At 62.1% G+C, this 15,788-nt stretch carries 14 protein-coding genes; 9 read left to right on the forward strand and 5 right to left on the reverse strand.

Annotated features, from left to right (window positions below; all coding sequences use genetic code 11):
- Positions 1 to 2: 2 nt before the first annotated feature.
- Both ROH8110_RS06620 and dksA read right to left on the reverse strand, forming a co-directional pair.
- Entirely contained in the window at positions 3 to 1,175 is a 1,173-nt protein-coding gene (locus ROH8110_RS06620; protein WP_085817046.1) for an FAD-dependent monooxygenase, read from the reverse strand.
- Between the two features lie 78 nt (positions 1,176 to 1,253).
- Positions 1,254 to 1,709: an RNA polymerase-binding protein DksA gene (gene dksA / locus ROH8110_RS06625; protein WP_085816856.1), complete on the reverse strand. Its 456-nt coding sequence runs from the start codon at positions 1,707 to 1,709 to the stop codon at positions 1,254 to 1,256.
- A 158-nt stretch (positions 1,710 to 1,867) separates the two neighbouring features.
- Between dksA and ROH8110_RS06630 the strand changes: the two genes are divergently transcribed.
- The 4 genes from ROH8110_RS06630 (at position 1,868) to ROH8110_RS06640 (ending at position 5,688) form a co-directional block, all read left to right on the forward strand.
- On the forward strand, positions 1,868 to 2,707 hold the full coding sequence (locus tag ROH8110_RS06630) for an AAA family ATPase (protein WP_085816857.1): 840 nt from the start codon (positions 1,868 to 1,870) through the stop codon (positions 2,705 to 2,707).
- Between the two features lie 241 nt (positions 2,708 to 2,948).
- Entirely contained in the window at positions 2,949 to 4,316 is a 1,368-nt protein-coding gene (locus ROH8110_RS06635) for a DUF2927 domain-containing protein (protein ID WP_085816858.1), read from the forward strand.
- Between the two features lie 9 nt (positions 4,317 to 4,325).
- On the forward strand, positions 4,326 to 4,493 hold the full coding sequence (locus ROH8110_RS18440) for a solute carrier organic anion transporter (protein WP_139837391.1): 168 nt from the start codon (positions 4,326 to 4,328) through the stop codon (positions 4,491 to 4,493).
- A 10-nt stretch (positions 4,494 to 4,503) separates the two neighbouring features.
- Positions 4,504 to 5,688: a vWA domain-containing protein gene (locus tag ROH8110_RS06640; RefSeq protein ID WP_085816859.1), complete on the forward strand. Its 1,185-nt coding sequence runs from the start codon at positions 4,504 to 4,506 to the stop codon at positions 5,686 to 5,688.
- 31 nt (positions 5,689 to 5,719) lie between these two features.
- Here the strand turns inward: ROH8110_RS06640 and ROH8110_RS06645 are convergent, their stop codons facing one another.
- The 3 genes from ROH8110_RS06645 to ROH8110_RS06655 form a co-directional block, all read right to left on the reverse strand.
- Positions 5,720 to 8,074: a TRAP transporter large permease gene (locus ROH8110_RS06645; RefSeq protein ID WP_085816860.1), complete on the reverse strand. Its 2,355-nt coding sequence runs from the start codon at positions 8,072 to 8,074 to the stop codon at positions 5,720 to 5,722.
- Positions 8,075 to 8,088: 14 nt separating this feature from the next.
- Positions 8,089 to 9,024, reverse strand: coding sequence for a TRAP transporter small permease subunit (locus ROH8110_RS06650; protein WP_085816861.1), 936 nt, complete (start codon positions 9,022 to 9,024; stop codon positions 8,089 to 8,091).
- A 121-nt stretch (positions 9,025 to 9,145) separates the two neighbouring features.
- Positions 9,146 to 10,234, reverse strand: coding sequence for a TRAP transporter substrate-binding protein (locus ROH8110_RS06655; RefSeq protein WP_085816862.1), 1,089 nt, complete (start codon positions 10,232 to 10,234; stop codon positions 9,146 to 9,148).
- 253 nt (positions 10,235 to 10,487) lie between these two features.
- On the opposite strand from ROH8110_RS06655, the gene ROH8110_RS06660 reads away from it, so the two are divergent.
- The 5 genes from ROH8110_RS06660 to ROH8110_RS18665 all read left to right on the forward strand — a co-directional run bounded on the left by ROH8110_RS06660 (position 10,488) and on the right by ROH8110_RS18665 (position 15,725).
- The gene (locus ROH8110_RS06660) at positions 10,488 to 11,888 is read left to right on the forward strand and encodes a cache domain-containing protein (RefSeq protein ID WP_085817047.1); all 1,401 of its coding nucleotides are present in this window, start codon (positions 10,488 to 10,490) and stop codon (positions 11,886 to 11,888) included.
- Positions 11,885 to 12,541: a response regulator transcription factor gene (locus ROH8110_RS06665; RefSeq protein ID WP_085816863.1), complete on the forward strand. Its 657-nt coding sequence runs from the start codon at positions 11,885 to 11,887 to the stop codon at positions 12,539 to 12,541. Before ROH8110_RS06660 ends, ROH8110_RS06665 begins: the two co-directional genes overlap by 4 nt.
- A gap of 295 nt (positions 12,542 to 12,836) precedes the next feature.
- The gene (locus ROH8110_RS06670) at positions 12,837 to 14,591 is read left to right on the forward strand and encodes an acetolactate synthase 3 large subunit (protein WP_085816864.1); all 1,755 of its coding nucleotides are present in this window, start codon (positions 12,837 to 12,839) and stop codon (positions 14,589 to 14,591) included.
- A gap of 82 nt (positions 14,592 to 14,673) precedes the next feature.
- Complete coding sequence (gene ilvN, locus ROH8110_RS06675) at positions 14,674 to 15,246, forward strand: acetolactate synthase small subunit (protein WP_085816865.1); 573 nt, start codon at positions 14,674 to 14,676, stop codon at positions 15,244 to 15,246.
- 314 nt (positions 15,247 to 15,560) lie between these two features.
- Entirely contained in the window at positions 15,561 to 15,725 is a 165-nt protein-coding gene (locus tag ROH8110_RS18665; protein WP_176236584.1) for a hypothetical protein, read from the forward strand.
- Positions 15,726 to 15,788: the final 63 nt, after the last annotated feature.

Below are 15,788 nucleotides of genomic sequence, written 5' to 3' on the forward strand. Positions count from 1 at the left end.
TATCAGGCCTGCGCGGTCACATCATGGCCGTGGATCCAGGCAAACTGGCGCAGCATGCGTTCGGGTGCCAGCGTCGTGCCAAGGCGCATCGCCGAATGGGCGGCCCATCTGAGCGGTTTGAACGACAGGTGGTATTTCCACGCATTGCCATTGGCGGCCTCGACGATCCGCCGGGTCCGGTTATGGCGGCGGGCCTGATAGGCGGCCAGCCTGCCCTCGAGCGCGCCGCCCTGCCCTGCCAGCGTATCCGCCAGCACCCAGGCATCCTCGAGCGCCATGCAGGCGCCCTGCGCCATGAAGGGCAGTGTCGGATGCGCGGCATCCCCCAGAATTGTAACGCCGCCGCCATGCCAGGACGGCGCGACCGGGTGGCGGAAGAGCCCCCAGAGATTGACCCGTTCGACCCGCGCCAGCAGATCGCGCGCCTCAGGGCAGAAATCACCGAAGGCCGCCTGCATTGCTATCGGATCGTCTTCCTGTGACCAGCTTTCGGCGGCCCAGGCTGCGCGCTCCTGCACCGCGACGATGTTACGTATCCGTCCGTCGCGCAGCGGATAGCTGACCAGATGGCGGTGCGGCCCCATATATACGCGCGCCTCGGCGGGTTGAGATCCGTCCTCGGGAATCACCGCGCGCCAGGCCACCTGACGCGTGAAGAAGGGCGCGATACTGCCGTTCAGAGCCTCACGAGCCTTCGAGTGCAGCCCGTCCGCACCGATCACCAGGTCGGCCGAAAGGGACGCGCCATTGGCAAGGTCGATGCGCGGGCGCGTGCCGGGCGTGACCGAAGAGACCTTCTGCAGCAGGCGCAGCTTGGCGCCGGCAGCGCGCGCGCCTTCGGCCAAAAGGTCGATCAGGTCGGCACGGTGAACGAAAAGATAGTCCGACAGCCCGTGACGCGCCAGATCCAGGCGCACCACACGACGACCGCGATAATCATGCAGGCACACCGCGCCGGCCTCGACCGAGCGCGCCTTGACAGCACTGCCGAGGCCAAGCGCATTGAGCACCACGAAACCGTTCGGACTGATCTGAAGACCGGCGCCGACCTCGGTGATTTCCGGGGCCTGCTCCATCACGGTCACATCCGCCCCGCGCAGCGCCAGCGCCCGCGCCGCCGCCAACCCGCCGATCCCCGCACCGATCACGATTATATTCATGCCAGACAGACTCATAGCGTTGTAATGGAACGAAAAACGCCGGAGCGAAAGCCCCGGCGTCTGCTTATCCATGAATTTTTGTCGGGAACGACGTCAATCGTCGCGATGAACCTTTTCGCGGCGCTCGTGGCGCTCCTGCGCCTCAAGGGTCATGGTCGCGATCGGGCGCGCATCCAGACGCTTCAGGCTGATCGGCTCGCCGGTGACTTCGCAATAGCCGTATTCGCCATTATCGATTCGACGCAGCGCAGCGTCGATCTTGGTGACCAGCTTGCGCTGGCGGTCGCGCGTGCGCAGCTCCAGCGCGCGGTCGGTTTCTTCGCTGGCGCGGTCTGCGACATCGGGAATGGCGCGCGTGCCATCCTGAAGCCCCTCGATCGTGTCACGGCTGTCTTCCAGAAGATCATTCCTCCAGTCGACCAGCTTTCTGCGAAAGTATTCCAATTGCCGTTCGTTCATGAACGGTTCATCTTCAGCCGGACGGTAATGTTCGGGCAGAAAGACTTCGGCTTTCATCGTGCTTCCCTCATCCAGGCCAACGTCTGGCATCGTAATCTCCTCAGATCGTGGCGCACCCTCGGCGCAGGGATTACACCCCGAGAATGGGAATGTCACTAGGCAATCACGCTGCATTGATGTGTTTTGCCGATCGGCTTAATGTGCAAAGTTCAGCCGGAGACCAGATCGCAAAAAGGATTGAAAACGAAATGAAATTCGAGGGCACAGACTCCTATGTCGCCACCGGCGACCTGACCGTGGCCGTGAACGCGGCGGTGACGCTGGAGCGCCCGCTGCTGGTCAAGGGCGAGCCCGGAACGGGTAAGACCGAGCTGGCCCGGCAGGTGGCGCAGGGGCTTGGCCTCGAGATGATCGAATGGAACATCAAATCCACCACCAAGGCTCAACAAGGGCTTTATGAATACGATGCGGTGTCGCGCCTGCGCGACAGCCAACTGGGTGATGAACGCGTTCATGACGTGAACAATTACATTCGCAAGGGCAAGCTCTGGCAGGCCTTCGACGCAGACGAGAAGATGGTTCTCCTGATCGACGAGATCGACAAGGCGGATATCGAGTTTCCGAACGATCTCTTGCAGGAACTCGACCGGATGGAATTTCACGTTTACGAAACCGGCCAGACCGTGCGCGCGCGCCACCGTCCGATCGTGATCATCACCTCGAACAACGAAAAGGAACTGCCCGACGCGTTTCTGCGGCGCTGTTTCTTCCACTATATCCGGTTTCCCGATCTCGAGACGATGAAGCAGATCGTCGACGTCCACCATCCCGGCATCAAGGAGCAACTTCTGACCACCGCTCTGACGCAGTTCTACGAAATCCGCGAGCAGGCCGGCCTCAAGAAGAAGCCTTCGACATCCGAGGTGCTGGACTGGCTGAAACTGCTGCTGGCCGAGGATCTCGATGCCGAGGATCTCAAGCGGGATGGCGCCGATGCGCTGCCCAGATTGCACGGCGCACTTTTGAAAAACGAGCAAGACGTGCATCTTTTCGAACGACTCGCCTTCATGGCGCGACGATCCCGTTGATCCAGGCGAGACCCTATTAATGGCAGTATTTTCCCGGCTTTCACCGCAAGACCCCGCCGCCGACGCCTTGGCGCGTGAAGCCGGTCACAGTTTTGCCCCCATGCTTCCTTACCCAAGACAGCAAGCTCATGTCAGTTGGCCGCACTCCCCCGTCGGTCTCACGCCGCGCGGTGGCCGTGTCGCACGGGCAGGTTCTGCACGTGTGCCATTGAGTGTGAGTTCAATAGGTATCGGGGGGCATATGCGCCGCATCGTTCTGTTTGCAAGTTTCCTGCTGGGGGCCTGTGCGCCCGGCCCATCCAGTGAAATGCCGTCGCGCGCGGCCACGCATGAAGCCAGCACGATGCCGGCGATGAAATCCTTCACGGCGCCACAGCCGATGCCCGTCCTGCGGTCCAATCGCGACATCAAGCGCGATTTCATGGAATTGAGTTTCCAGTTGGAATCGGGACGCACCCTGCCCTATTTCACCCGCTTCGAGCAGCCGATCAGCGTGCGTGTCACCGGCGCACCGCCGCCAACGCTCATTCCCGATCTCAACCGGCTGATCCATCGACTGCGCAGCGAGGCCGGGATCGACATCAGCCAGGTGCAATCGGGTGAGGCCAATATCACCATCGAGGCCGTGAGCCGCGCCGATATCCGCCGCCACCTGCCCAAGGCAGCCTGTTTCGTGGTGCCCAACATATCGCGCCTGTCACAATATCGCGCTGCCCGTCTCAGCCGCGCCACCAACTGGAGCATGATGACCAAGCGCGAAAAGCTCGCGGTGTTCATCCCTAACGACTCCTCGCCCCAGGAGGTGCGCGACTGCCTGCACGAGGAAGTCGCGCAGGCGCTTGGCCCGCTGAACGATCTTTACCGGTTGCCGGATTCCGTCTTCAACGACGATAATGTTCATGCCGTGCTGACCGGTTTCGACATGCTGATCCTGCGCGCCTATTACTCGCCCTCGCTGCGTTCGGGAATGACGCGCGCTCAGGTGGCGGCCCGTCTGCCGGGAATTCTGAGCCGTCTCAACCCGTCCGGTGAATCCCGCGCGACACGCTATCTGGGTTCCACCCCGCGCGCCTGGATCGACGCTATCCAGACCGCCCTCGGGCCGGGTGCGCGGCCCAACCAACGCCGCGAGGCCGCGCGCGAGGCGGTGCATATCGCCCAGGTCATGGGATGGCAGGATCATCGCCGCGCGTTCAGCCATTTCGCGCTTGGCCGACTGTCGCAATCGGTCGACCCGGAGTTGGCGCAGCAACAATTCCTGATCGCCGATCAATACTACGAACGCAGCCCCGGCACCCAGCTGCACCGCGCCTATGCCGCATCTCAGCTGGCCGCCTATTCGCTGAGCCAGGGACGTGGCGCCGAGGCGCTGCTTCTGATCAATCCCTACCTCGCCGTTGCCGAAAAGCATGAGAACGCCGCGCTTCTGGCCTCGCTCATGATGCTGCGGGCCGAAGCGCTGGACATGACCGGCCGCGTCGCCGAGGCGCAGGCGGTCCGTCTGGACAGTCTGGGCTGGGCGCGTTACGGGTTCGGGGCGGATTGGGCCGTGCGGGCGAAGCTGCGCGAGGTCGCGATGCTCAGCCCGATGAAGGGATCGAACAGGTAGCGCTAGCACATGATTGTCATTCTGGGAGCCATCCTTGGCGCCGTCAGCGGCGCATTGATCGCCAAGCGCCGCAAGGGGCGTGTGGCCGACATCCTGCAATACGCTTTCGTCTATGCGCTTATCTTCGCGCTTGCTGGTCTCTTCATCACGCTGATCGTCCACCGCTCCTCGGTCTGAGGCGGCGCGCATGTTCCTGCCCTTCTTCGACAATCTGCGCAAGGCCGGCGTTCCCGTCAGCCTGCGCGAATACCTGACCTTCCTCGAAGCAATGAGCGCCGGACTGGTCACCTACGACCTGGAAGGGTTCTATTACCTCGCCCGCAGCGCGATGGTGAAGGACGAACGGATGATCGACCGTTTCGACCGCGCCTTCGCGGCCAGTTTCGAGGGGCTCGAGGCGCTTTCGGCACAGGATGTGCTGGATGCCGTCGACCTCCCCGCCGACTGGCTTGAAAAAATGGCCGAAAAGCACCTCACCCCGGAAGAGAAAGCCGAGATCGAGGCCCTTGGCGGGTTCGACAAGCTGATGGAGACGCTCAAGGAGCGGCTGCGTGAACAGCAGAAGCGCCATCAGGGCGGCAACAAGTGGATCGGCACCGCGGGCACCTCGCCCTTCGGCGCGCATGGCTACAACCCCGAGGGCGTGCGCATCGGTCAGGACAAGTCCCGCCACCAGCGCGCCGTCAAGGTCTGGGACAAGCGCGAGTTCCGCAATCTCGACGACAGCGTCGAACTGGGCACACGCAACATCAAGATCGCGCTCAAGCGGCTGCGCCAATGGGCGCGCGACGGGGCGCATGACGAGCTGGATCTCGATGGTACGATCCGCGCCACCGCCGAGCACGGCTATCTCGACGTGCAGACCCGACCCGAGCGGCGCAACGCGATCAAGGTGTTGCTTTTCCTGGATGTGGGCGGGTCGATGGACCCGCATATCAAGGTGGTCGAGGAATTGTTCAGCGCCGCGCGCGCCGAGTTCAAGCACCTGGAATACTACTATTTTCACAATTGCCTGTACGAGGGCGTGTGGCGCGACAACACCCGCCGCTGGGATGCGCAGACCCCGACCTGGGACGTGCTCCATACATATGGCTCGGATTACAAATGCATCTTCGTGGGCGACGCCAGCATGAGCCCCTACGAGGTCGCCTATCCGGGCGGTGCCAACGAACACTGGAACTCCGAGGCCGGGCAGGTCTGGCTTGAACGCGCCCGCGCCCAGTGGCCCGCGCATGTCTGGATCAACCCGGTACCGCAGGCGCAATGGGGCTATACCCATTCAATCCGCATGATCGCCGATATCTTTGAAGGGCGGATGATGCCGATGACCCTGGAGGGGATCGACCGCGGCATGCGCGAATTGCTGCGTTAGCGCCGCGCGCCCCATAGTCCGGGGGCGCGCGTCATCGTCCCAGAAGCGACGGCACGATGGTGACGATTCCGGGGAAGAACCACAGGATTCCCAGCCCCAGCACCTGAATCAGCACGAATGGCGCCACCCCTCGATAGATATGGCCGGTCGTGACCTCCTTGGGCGCGACGCCACGCAGATAGAACAGCGCAAAACCGAAAGGTGGCGTCAGGAAACTTGTCTGCAGGTTCACCGCGATCATGATCGTCACCCATTTGGGATCGAAGGTGCCACCATAGATCACCGGCCCCACGATCGGGACCACGATGTAGATGATCTCGAGGAAATCCAGCACGAAGCCCAGGATGAACAGCACCAGCATCACGATCAGGAAGACCTTGTACTCGTTGTCGAAGCTGCGCAGGAATTGCTGGATGTAATGCTCGCCACCGAACGAGATCACCACGAGGTTCAGCAGTTGCGAGCCAATGAGGATGGTAAAGACCATCGACGTGACCTTGGCGGTTTCGCGCACCACCGGCGTCAGGACGCCGCCGGTGAACAGCACCCAACAGGAATACAGCAGCCCGAACACCGCATAGAGATACGCGGCATAAGCACCGACAAAGGCAATCCAGCTTTCCAGCGGCACCTCATCGCGGGTGATGCGCAGGTCGAAATTGATGCCGAGCAAGATCGCCACCACGATTGCAAAGGTGGACCAGATGATCACCATGCCTGAGCGATCCAAATCCTTGAGCCGCCGATAGGCCGCCAGCATGATCGCGCCGCCCGCACCAAGCGCCGCCGCGGGCGTCGGGTTGGTGATGCCACCAAGGATCGACCCCAGCACTGCGACGATCAGCACCAGCGGCGGAAAGACCACGCGGATCATGTCGTTCTGCGCCAACCGCCCTGCGGCATGCACACCGCCGTAGAACGCCATTGCATATGGAATGGCCAGGATCACCAGCGACACGCCCGAACTAGTCGAGGGCGCGATCAGCAGGATATCGGCCAGAAGGCCCAGAACCACCCCAAGCGCCCCGATCAGCAGCGGTTTGGCGGGTGCTGACGGCATCACCCCGCGCGCCACCGCCAATACCAGCGCGAAGATCAGCAGGATCGTGGCGACGCCCGTGCCGATAGGTGCGGCATTGGCCTCTTTCTCGGCGACGCGTTCGGCGATTTCTTCGGGGGTCAGCCGATGACTTTCATCCACCCCGCCTGCGGCGTCGATGGCCTCCTGCTGGGCGACGGCTTCGTCCCAGGCCTCCTGCCCGTGCAGCTCGATCATCGCGGCCTTGCATTCCTCGCCCACATTGGTGCGCAGGGCGGCCGCTTCGCCGCGGTCGGTAAAGGTGTCGACCTGCAGGCTTTGCGGGCCGACGACTCCGACCTGGGCGAGCAAGAGCACCCCTGCGATCAGCCCCACCGGCACCCCCAGGAACCATGTGAACGCCTCGCTGCGCGTGATGGCTTCGGCATTGGCACTGCCCAGTTCCACCGCCGGTGCGCGCTTGGGATTAAACAGCGCATAGCCAAAAGCATAGAGGGCATAAAGCAGCGCCAGCAGGATCCCCGGCAACAGCGCCGCCTGAAACAGCGTGCCCACCGAAACCACGGCAGGCTGGCCCAGATAGGTCAGCGCATCCCCGCAGCCCGCCGCCTGCGCGCGCGCCTCCTGCGAGGTGGCATAGAGGTCGCCCGCCAGCGTCCCCAGAAGGACGATCACGATCGATGGCGGGATGATCTGCCCCAATGTGCCGCTGGCGGCAATGACGCCGGTCGCGATCTCGGGGCTGTAATTGTTGCGCAGCATCGTGGGCAGCGACAACAGTCCCATCGTCACCACCGTCGCGCCGACAATCCCGGTCGAAGCGGCCAAGAAAGCGCCCACGACGACCACCGACACGGCCAAACCGCCCGGCAGCGGGCCGAAAACCCGGGCCATCGTGGTCAGAAGGTCGTTGGCGATTTTCGACCGCTCCAGCGTGATCCCCATCAGCACGAACATCAGAACCGCCAGCAGGGTTTCGATCGACTGGCCCGCCAGCACGCGCTCGTTGATACGATTGACGATGAAGCTCACATTGCGATCCAGCGCCACTTCCCAGCCGCGCGGAAAGACCGGCTCGCCCAGCCTCGGCAGATCGGGGTATCGGAACACCGATATCGCGTCTGGCCTCACCCCGTCCGCCACCAGCGCGCGATAGGCGTCGCTGGCGGTGTCGATGCTTTGGTGAATGAGCAGCCCCGCACTGTCCAGCGCGGCGATGATCGCAAACGATATGACCCCCGCGCCACCAATGGCAAAAGCCACCGGAAAGCCCGAGAGAATGCCGCCGAAGAGGCACAGGAAGACGATGATCAGCCCGATCTCGACGCCATCAAGTCCGAATAGCATGGTGTCCCGCCCTTTTAATGCGTGCCTTCAAAGGCTTCTTCGCCCTCGCCAAGACTGTCCTTGTCGAGATACTTGTTTTCGCTCTCCTCGCCTTCCTTCCACTCAAGATAGGAGCGGAAGAAAAACGCGATTGAATGAAGGAAAATCATCGCGGCGAACCCCACCAGCAGAATTTTGAACAGGAAATAGCCGTTGAACCCGTTGGGCGAGAAACCGATGGTCTCGACATTCCAGCGCAGCGCGCGGGATTTCATCAACAGCCGCTCCAGGCTTTCGCTGGCCGACGGGTTGGGCACGATCAGGTGCCGCCACAGGAAGAACCACCCGTAAAGCCAGATCAGCACCGCCATCGGCATCATGAAGAAAAGCGAGCCGAACATATCGATCATCTTCTTGGTGCGAAAGCGCACCGCCGAATAGATCAGGTCAACCCGCACATGCCCGCCCTGCACGAAGGTGTACGTGGCGCAAAGCGAGACGACCATCGCGTTGTAAAGCTTCAGCTCCTCGGACCACCAGCTGATATCGAGATGGATCGGAATCCCGAGCCCGATGACGATATCGGGGCGTGCAAAGATGCGCTGCACGAAAACGATGATGATCTGTTGCAGCACCATCAAGAGTCCGGCCCAGGCAAAGAACCGACCCACCGTATTGGCGAAACCTTCGAGCACGCGCACATAGGCCCACATGACGCTGTTGCGCCACAGGCCGAAAGCAGTGGCCACCAGAAGGGCCGTGAACACGACGTAGAAGAACTCGACCGAGCCGCCGTAATACACAAAGCGCATCAGCGATTCTTTGTTGGACCAGTCCAGCCAGAGCGCCGGGTGCGACAGCGCGTATCCGAGATTGTAGAACGCCAGGGCGATGTTCTGAAAGAACGACAATACCGCACCGCCAAGCGCGGTCAGAATGTCAAGGATCGTCACACTCGAGTCTTGCTGCATGGTCCCCTCGCATGGAGTCTGCCCCGGTCCCGCGCCGATGGCGCGGCGGGCGTGTTTTCAGCAGAGTCCAGACTTGCTCCCCCGGCCTCGCGACCGGGGGAGCAGATTGCCGACAGGTGGATTACATCGCTTCCAGAACGCGGTTGCGCTGTGCGGTGTAGGCCCCTTGCGAGCGGCTGATCCAGGCCGCCGATTTCTTCATCGACGTCATGTAGCTGTCGTAGATTTCCTTGTAGAGCGGGTCGTCCAGATGCTGGCGGACCACCTCGACGGAGTTGGTGCCAAAGGCATCCCAGACCTCGTCGGGGAATTCCATGACCTTGACGCCACCCGATTGCAGACGCTCGAGCGCCGCGGAGTTGTTGGCCATGAACTGCGACATGTTCCAGATATTCGCGGCCGCGCAGACATTCTCGACCGCCGCCTGTTGCGAGGGCGTGAACGAGTCGAACACCTCGCGGTTGAAGGCCAGCGACAGGTTGGGACCGGATTCATGGAAGCCGGCAGTGTAGTAGGTCTTGGTGATCTCCTGGAAACCGGCCTTTTCGTCGGCCCAGGGGCCGATCCACTCGGTCCCGTCGATCGCGCCGGATGCCAGCGCCTGATAAACTTCCGAGCCGGGCAGGTTCTGCACCGATGCGCCCAGACGGCCCAGAACTTCGCCACCCTGCCCGGGCATGCGGAACTTCAGGCCCTCGAAATCGGCGGGCGAGTTGATTTCCTTGTTGAACCAGCCACCCGATTGCGGGCCGGTATTGCCTGCGGCAAATGTCTTGAGACCGAAGATCTCGGACACCTGATCCTGCAGCTCGCGGCCGCCGTCATGGTAATACCAGTTGCTGAATTCCTGGAAGGTCATGCCGAAGGGAATGTTCGAGAAGAACGCCAGCGCCGGGTGCTGACCCAGGAAGTAGTAGTCGACGCCGTGATAGATATCGGCCTGACCAGCGGAAACGGCATCGAACACCTCGAAGGCGCCAACCAATTCGCCACCGGCCTTGAGATCGACGGTCAATTGGCCGTCGGTTGCTGCGGTGATGTTATCTGCGCAGTATTGCGCGGCGTCATGCACGCCCGCGAGCCCGCGGCCCCAGGTGGTCACAAGCGTCAGCGTGCGTTTGCCCTGTGCATATGCCGGCGCGGCCAGCGCCGTTGCGGCCGCAGCCGACCCGCCCAGAGCGGAATTCTTCAAGAATGAACGACGATCCATGTATTATCCTCCCATGACAAGATACATCCATTGCGGGCAGACTGCCCGACAGTTGGATCATTCCGAGTGACAGGACGCTACAGTGACGCAAAGCCGTTGGAAATACCTACTTTTGCGTAGATCGGGTGCCAAAGAGCGCGAAAATGGCGGCGAAAGAGCGCATCTTTGGCCATTCCGGCGCTCCACCAAGGCACGACTGCGCGATATCCACCCCTTGCGCGGCGGCACGGGCGGTTGGCGCTTCGGCCAGCGGATGAACTACGGACAAAAGCTGTTCCTGATCACCACCCTGCCCTTTCTGGCCGCAGCGGTGCTGGTCTCGGTGCTGGTGACGCTTCAGTCGCGCCAGTTGGCCGAACGCGAAATCCATCAGCTCGAGCGCCAGCTGATAGACGCCAAGCGCGCCGAGCTGAAGAACTACATCTCGATCGCGCGCAATGCCGTGGTCAATGTCTATGGCCGCGCTGCTCCCGACGACGAGGTCGCCAAGCTGCTGGTCACGCAGACGTTGTCGGCGATGCTCTATGGGCAGGACGGGTATTTCTTCGTCTATGATTATGCGGGCAACAATCTTGTCAGCCCGCGCGAAACCGACCTGATCGGCGCCAATTGGCGCGGCTTGACGGATCCCAATGGGGTTTCCGTCACCGATGAACTGATCCGTCTCGCGCGTTCGGGCGGCGGCTATCACAGCTATGACTGGCCCAAACCCTCCACCGGCGAGATCGCCCGGATGATCACCTATGTGATCGGCTATCAGGACTGGCGATGGGCGGTGGGAACCGGCGTGTTCGTGGATGATGTGCTGGCCACGGTTGCCGCCGCGCGCGACCAGGTCGAAGCCCGCGTCGAGCGCACGTTCCTGTATATAGGGGCGATCACGCTGGCGGCGCTGCTGTTGGTGTTCGGCAGCGGGCTGTTCATCACCATCCGCGAACGCCGCCTGGCGGATGCCAAGCTCAAGAAACTGACGCAACGCGTCTTTGACGCGCAGGAAGAAGAGCGCAGCCGGGTCGCGCGTGAACTGCATGACGGCATCAGCCAGATCCTCGTCGGGGTCCGCTATGCGCTCGACATCGCCAAGCGGCGACTTGCCAGCGGCGATGCGCGCGCCGAAAGCGATCTCGATCGCGGCATCGCGCATCTCTCAGGCGCCATTCACGAAGTCCGCCGCATCAGCCGCGACCTGCGCCCCGGCGCGCTGGACGATCTGGGGCTTGGCCCCGCACTCAAAGCCCTGATCGAGGATTTCGGCCAGCGCACCGGGGTCGCAACCGAATTCGATACCGTGGTGTTCCGCAACCGGCTCGATGACGAGGCCAAGATCGCACTCTACCGCGTTGCCCAGGAGGCGCTGACCAATATCGAGCGCCATTCGCGCGCCAACACCGTATCCATCGCCCTGCGCGGCCACAGCCGGGGCGCCACCCTGCGTATTTCCGATGACGGCAAGGGGATCGAAGCCACCCGCAGCGCGCCATCGACCGGCGCGGGGCTTGGCCTGCGCAACATGCAGGAACGGGTCGAGCAACTGGACGGCACCCTGCGCATTCTGTCGGCGAACAGCGGCACGGTTATTGAAGCCACTGTGCCGCTGACGCATCTTCTTCCGCCAGAAGACCGCTCCGATTCGCACACGAAAGCAAACGCATGACCAAACGCCCTGCCCCGATCCGTATCGCCGTGGTCGACGATCATCCCATGATCGCCGAGGGCATTCAGGCGATCCTCGAAAGCTATGACGATGTCGAAGTGATCGCGACGCTGTCGAACGGCAATGACATCATCGACCAGGTCGAAACGCTGGCCCCCGACGTGATCCTGCTTGATCTCAACATGCCGGGGATCGGCGGGCTTTCGACGACCGAGATCATCCTCGAGCGCCGCCCCGAAACGCGCATCCTGATCCTCTCGATGCATGACAGTCCGGAATACATCTCTTCGGCGCTCAGTCATGGTGCAGTGGGTTACGTGCTGAAGGACGTACCGACAGACGAGATCAAACGCGCCATCGACGCGGTGATGGCCGGGCAGCGTTATCTTTGCACCGGCGCGCAGGGCTCGCTTGAACCCTATCAGGACCCCGCGCGCGAACAGCTTACCAACCGCGAGCAGACGATCCTCCTGCAACTGGCGCAGGGGCGGTCGAACCGCGAGGTCGCCGCCGCGCTGGATATCTCGGTGCGCACGGTGGAGACGCACCGCAAGAACATCAAGCGCAAGCTGGGCATCAGTTCGACAGCGGGCCTGACCCGATACGCGTTGGAACACGGCGTCCTCCAGGGCGGCACACGGGTCAGCCTCTGACACCGGTAAGGATCCCGATTGCGGGCTGACCGGCCTTTCGCGCAACAAATGCAAAGATTCACCCCCGGACCGCGACATTTTTCCGTCGAATTGTGGTTGACGCCCCTTGCCCCCCAACCTAATGTCCCGCGCACGCAGCATAGGAGTCGCCTCGAATGGCAACGCTTGTAGGCATTGTAGGAAAATGGCGCATGGGCCGGTAACGGACACCATAACGGTACCCCATGCGCCCCCGCCAATTCGGGGGCTTTTTTGTGCGTAAAACAATGAATGACGTCATGAACGGAGCAATGCGATGACACGTCAGATGACCGGAGCGAAAATGGTGGTTCAGGCCCTCAAGGACCAGGGCGTGGACGTCGTATTCGGATATCCCGGCGGCGCGGTGCTACCGATTTATGACGAGATCTTTCAGCAGAATGACATTCGTCACATCCTTGTGCGCCACGAACAGGGCGCGGTTCACGCCGCCGAGGGCTACGCGCGCTCGACCGGGCGGCCCGGCGTGGCGCTTGTCACCTCCGGCCCCGGCGCCACCAACGCGGTGACCGGGCTGACCGACGCATTGATGGATTCGATCCCGATCGTCGTGCTGTCGGGCCAGGTGCCGACCTTCATGATCGGCAACGACGCCTTTCAAGAGGCCGATACGGTGGGCATCACCCGCCCCTGCACCAAGCATAACTGGCTTGTCAGCGACACCAAGAACCTGTCGGATGTCATCCACCAGGCCTTTCACGTGGCGACCTCGGGGCGTCCCGGCCCGGTGCTCGTGGACCTGCCCAAGGACGTGCAGTTCGCCAGCGCCGAATACGTTCCGCCGCAAAAGGCCCGCACCGCGCATTACCAGCCGCAGGTCAAGGGCGACATGGCCGCGATCACCGAGCTGGTCGAGGCGCTTGAGGTGGCCGAACGGCCTATCCTCTACACCGGTGGCGGCGTGATCAACTCGGGCAATGCCGCCAGCCAGCTTCTGCGCGAGCTGGTCGAGGCCAGCGGCATGCCGATCACCTCGACGCTGATGGGGCTGGGCGCCTATCCCGCCAATGGCAAGAATTGGCTGGGAATGCTGGGCATGCACGGGCTTTACGAGGCCAACATGGCGATGCATGGCTGCGATCTCATGATCAATATCGGCGCGCGCTTCGACGACCGGATCACCGGGCGCGTCGATGCGTTCAGCCCGCATTCAAAGAAAGCCCATATCGATATCGACCCCAGCTCGATCAACAAGGTCATCAAGACCGACATCCCGATCATCGGCGATGTGGCGCATGTGCTCGAAGACGTGCTCAAGGTCTGGAAGTCGCGTGGCCGCAAGATGAATCGCGAAGGCCTGCAGAAGTGGTGGGCGCAGATCGATGCCTGGCGCAAAGTCGATTGCCTTGCCTTCAAACAGACCGGCAAGGCGATCAAGCCGCAATACGCGCTGCAGCGGCTTGAGGAACTGACCAAGGACCATGACCGCTATATCTGCACCGAGGTCGGCCAACACCAGATGTGGGCGGCGCAGTATCTGGGCTTTAACGAACCCAACCGCTGGATGACCAGCGGCGGGCTTGGCACGATGGGCTATGGTTTCCCGGCCTCGATCGGCGTGCAGATGGCGCATCCCGACGCGCTGGTGATCAATGTTGCGGGCGAGGCCTCGTGGCTCATGAACATGCAGGAAATGGGCACCGCAGTGCAGTTCCGCCTCCCCGTCAAGCAGTTCATCATGAACAACGAACGCCTCGGCATGGTGCGCCAATGGCAGGAATTGCTGCATGGTGAACGCTATTCGCATTCCTGGTCCGAAGCCCTGCCCGATTTCGTCAAGCTGGCCGAAGCCTTTGGCGCCAAGGGTATCCTGTGCAAGGATCCCGCCGATCTGGACGATGCGATCATGGAAATGATCAACCATGACGGGCCGGTGATCTTTGACTGCCTTGTGGAAAAACACGAGAACTGCTTCCCGATGATCCCGTCGGGCGAGCCGCATAACAAGATGCTTCTGGGCGAGGCCAGCACCAAGGGCGCCATCAAGGAAGGCGGCGCGGTGCTGGTGTAACGCCGATGCCATGTCTGCGGCGCCCGTCCCTCTGGCCGGGCGCCACTTTCTGAATGCGCGACAAGAACAAGGAATGACTCACATGTCGGCTCTGAAAATCAAGAAAGGCTCGTCCAAGCATTCGGCCTACAACCTTCGGCCCACATTCTCGGACGAGATCGAATCTCACACGCTGGCGGTGATCGTCGACAACGAACCGGGGGTTCTGGCGCGGGTGATCGGGCTGTTCTCGGGGCGCGGCTACAATATCGACAGCCTAACCGTGGCCGAGGTGGACCATACCGGCCACATGAGCCGCATCACCATCGTCACCACCGGCACCCCGCAGGTGATCGAACAGATCAAGGCGCAGCTTGGCCGGATCGTCCCGGTTCACGAGGTGCATGATCTGACTGCCGAGGGCCGTGCGGTCGAACGCGAACTTGCCTTGCTCAAGGTGCAGGGCAGCGGCGAAAAGCGGGTCGAGGCGCTGCGCCTCGCGGATATCTTCCGCGCCAGCGTTGTGGACAGCACATTGGACAGCTTCGTTTTTGAACTGACCGGCACGCCCGAAAAGATCGATGCCTTTGCCGAGCTCATGCGCCCGCTGGGCCTCAACGAGATCGCGCGCACCGGTGTTGCCGCCCTGCCCCGTGGCCGTATCGCCGAAGGCTGAGCTCGCGCACCTCGAGAGTATTGCTAGTGTGCGCTGCGCCGCACTCGCTGGCTCCGTCGCACCGGGGTTCGGGCCGCGAACGGTACGACATTGGACCTGCCCCCACCCGTGAGGGCACGGGTATGATCGTCCGCAGGGATATTCCGAAGCGTTTCTGCAATCTCTTTCAGGGATCGGGCCAGCACGGGGTAGGCATCGCAATCGACAAGCCGGACATTGCAGATACGGCGAAATGAGGCCTCGGGATCAAGTTCGAACGCGATCACATCGCCATGCGCAAGACTGACACAGCCGGACGAGACATGATCGGGCACATGGAACGCCAGATCACCATGATCCTCGCACCAGATGACCGCATGTTCGTGACTGCGATCAGACCACAAGACGACACCATACATATCGCACCCTTGAAAAACACAACGAAAGAAACTGAAAACCCGTTTCTAAATGGTCACGCATCTCGGGTTGACGCAAGGTAACAACTTGTATCAGGAAGAGCCGCTTTTGACGCGACTTGGCGTCACATCACCCCGCCGCAGCGC

It is taken from the genome of Roseovarius halotolerans, assembly GCF_900172255.1.
Lineage (GTDB): Bacteria > Pseudomonadota > Alphaproteobacteria > Rhodobacterales > Rhodobacteraceae > Roseovarius > Roseovarius halotolerans.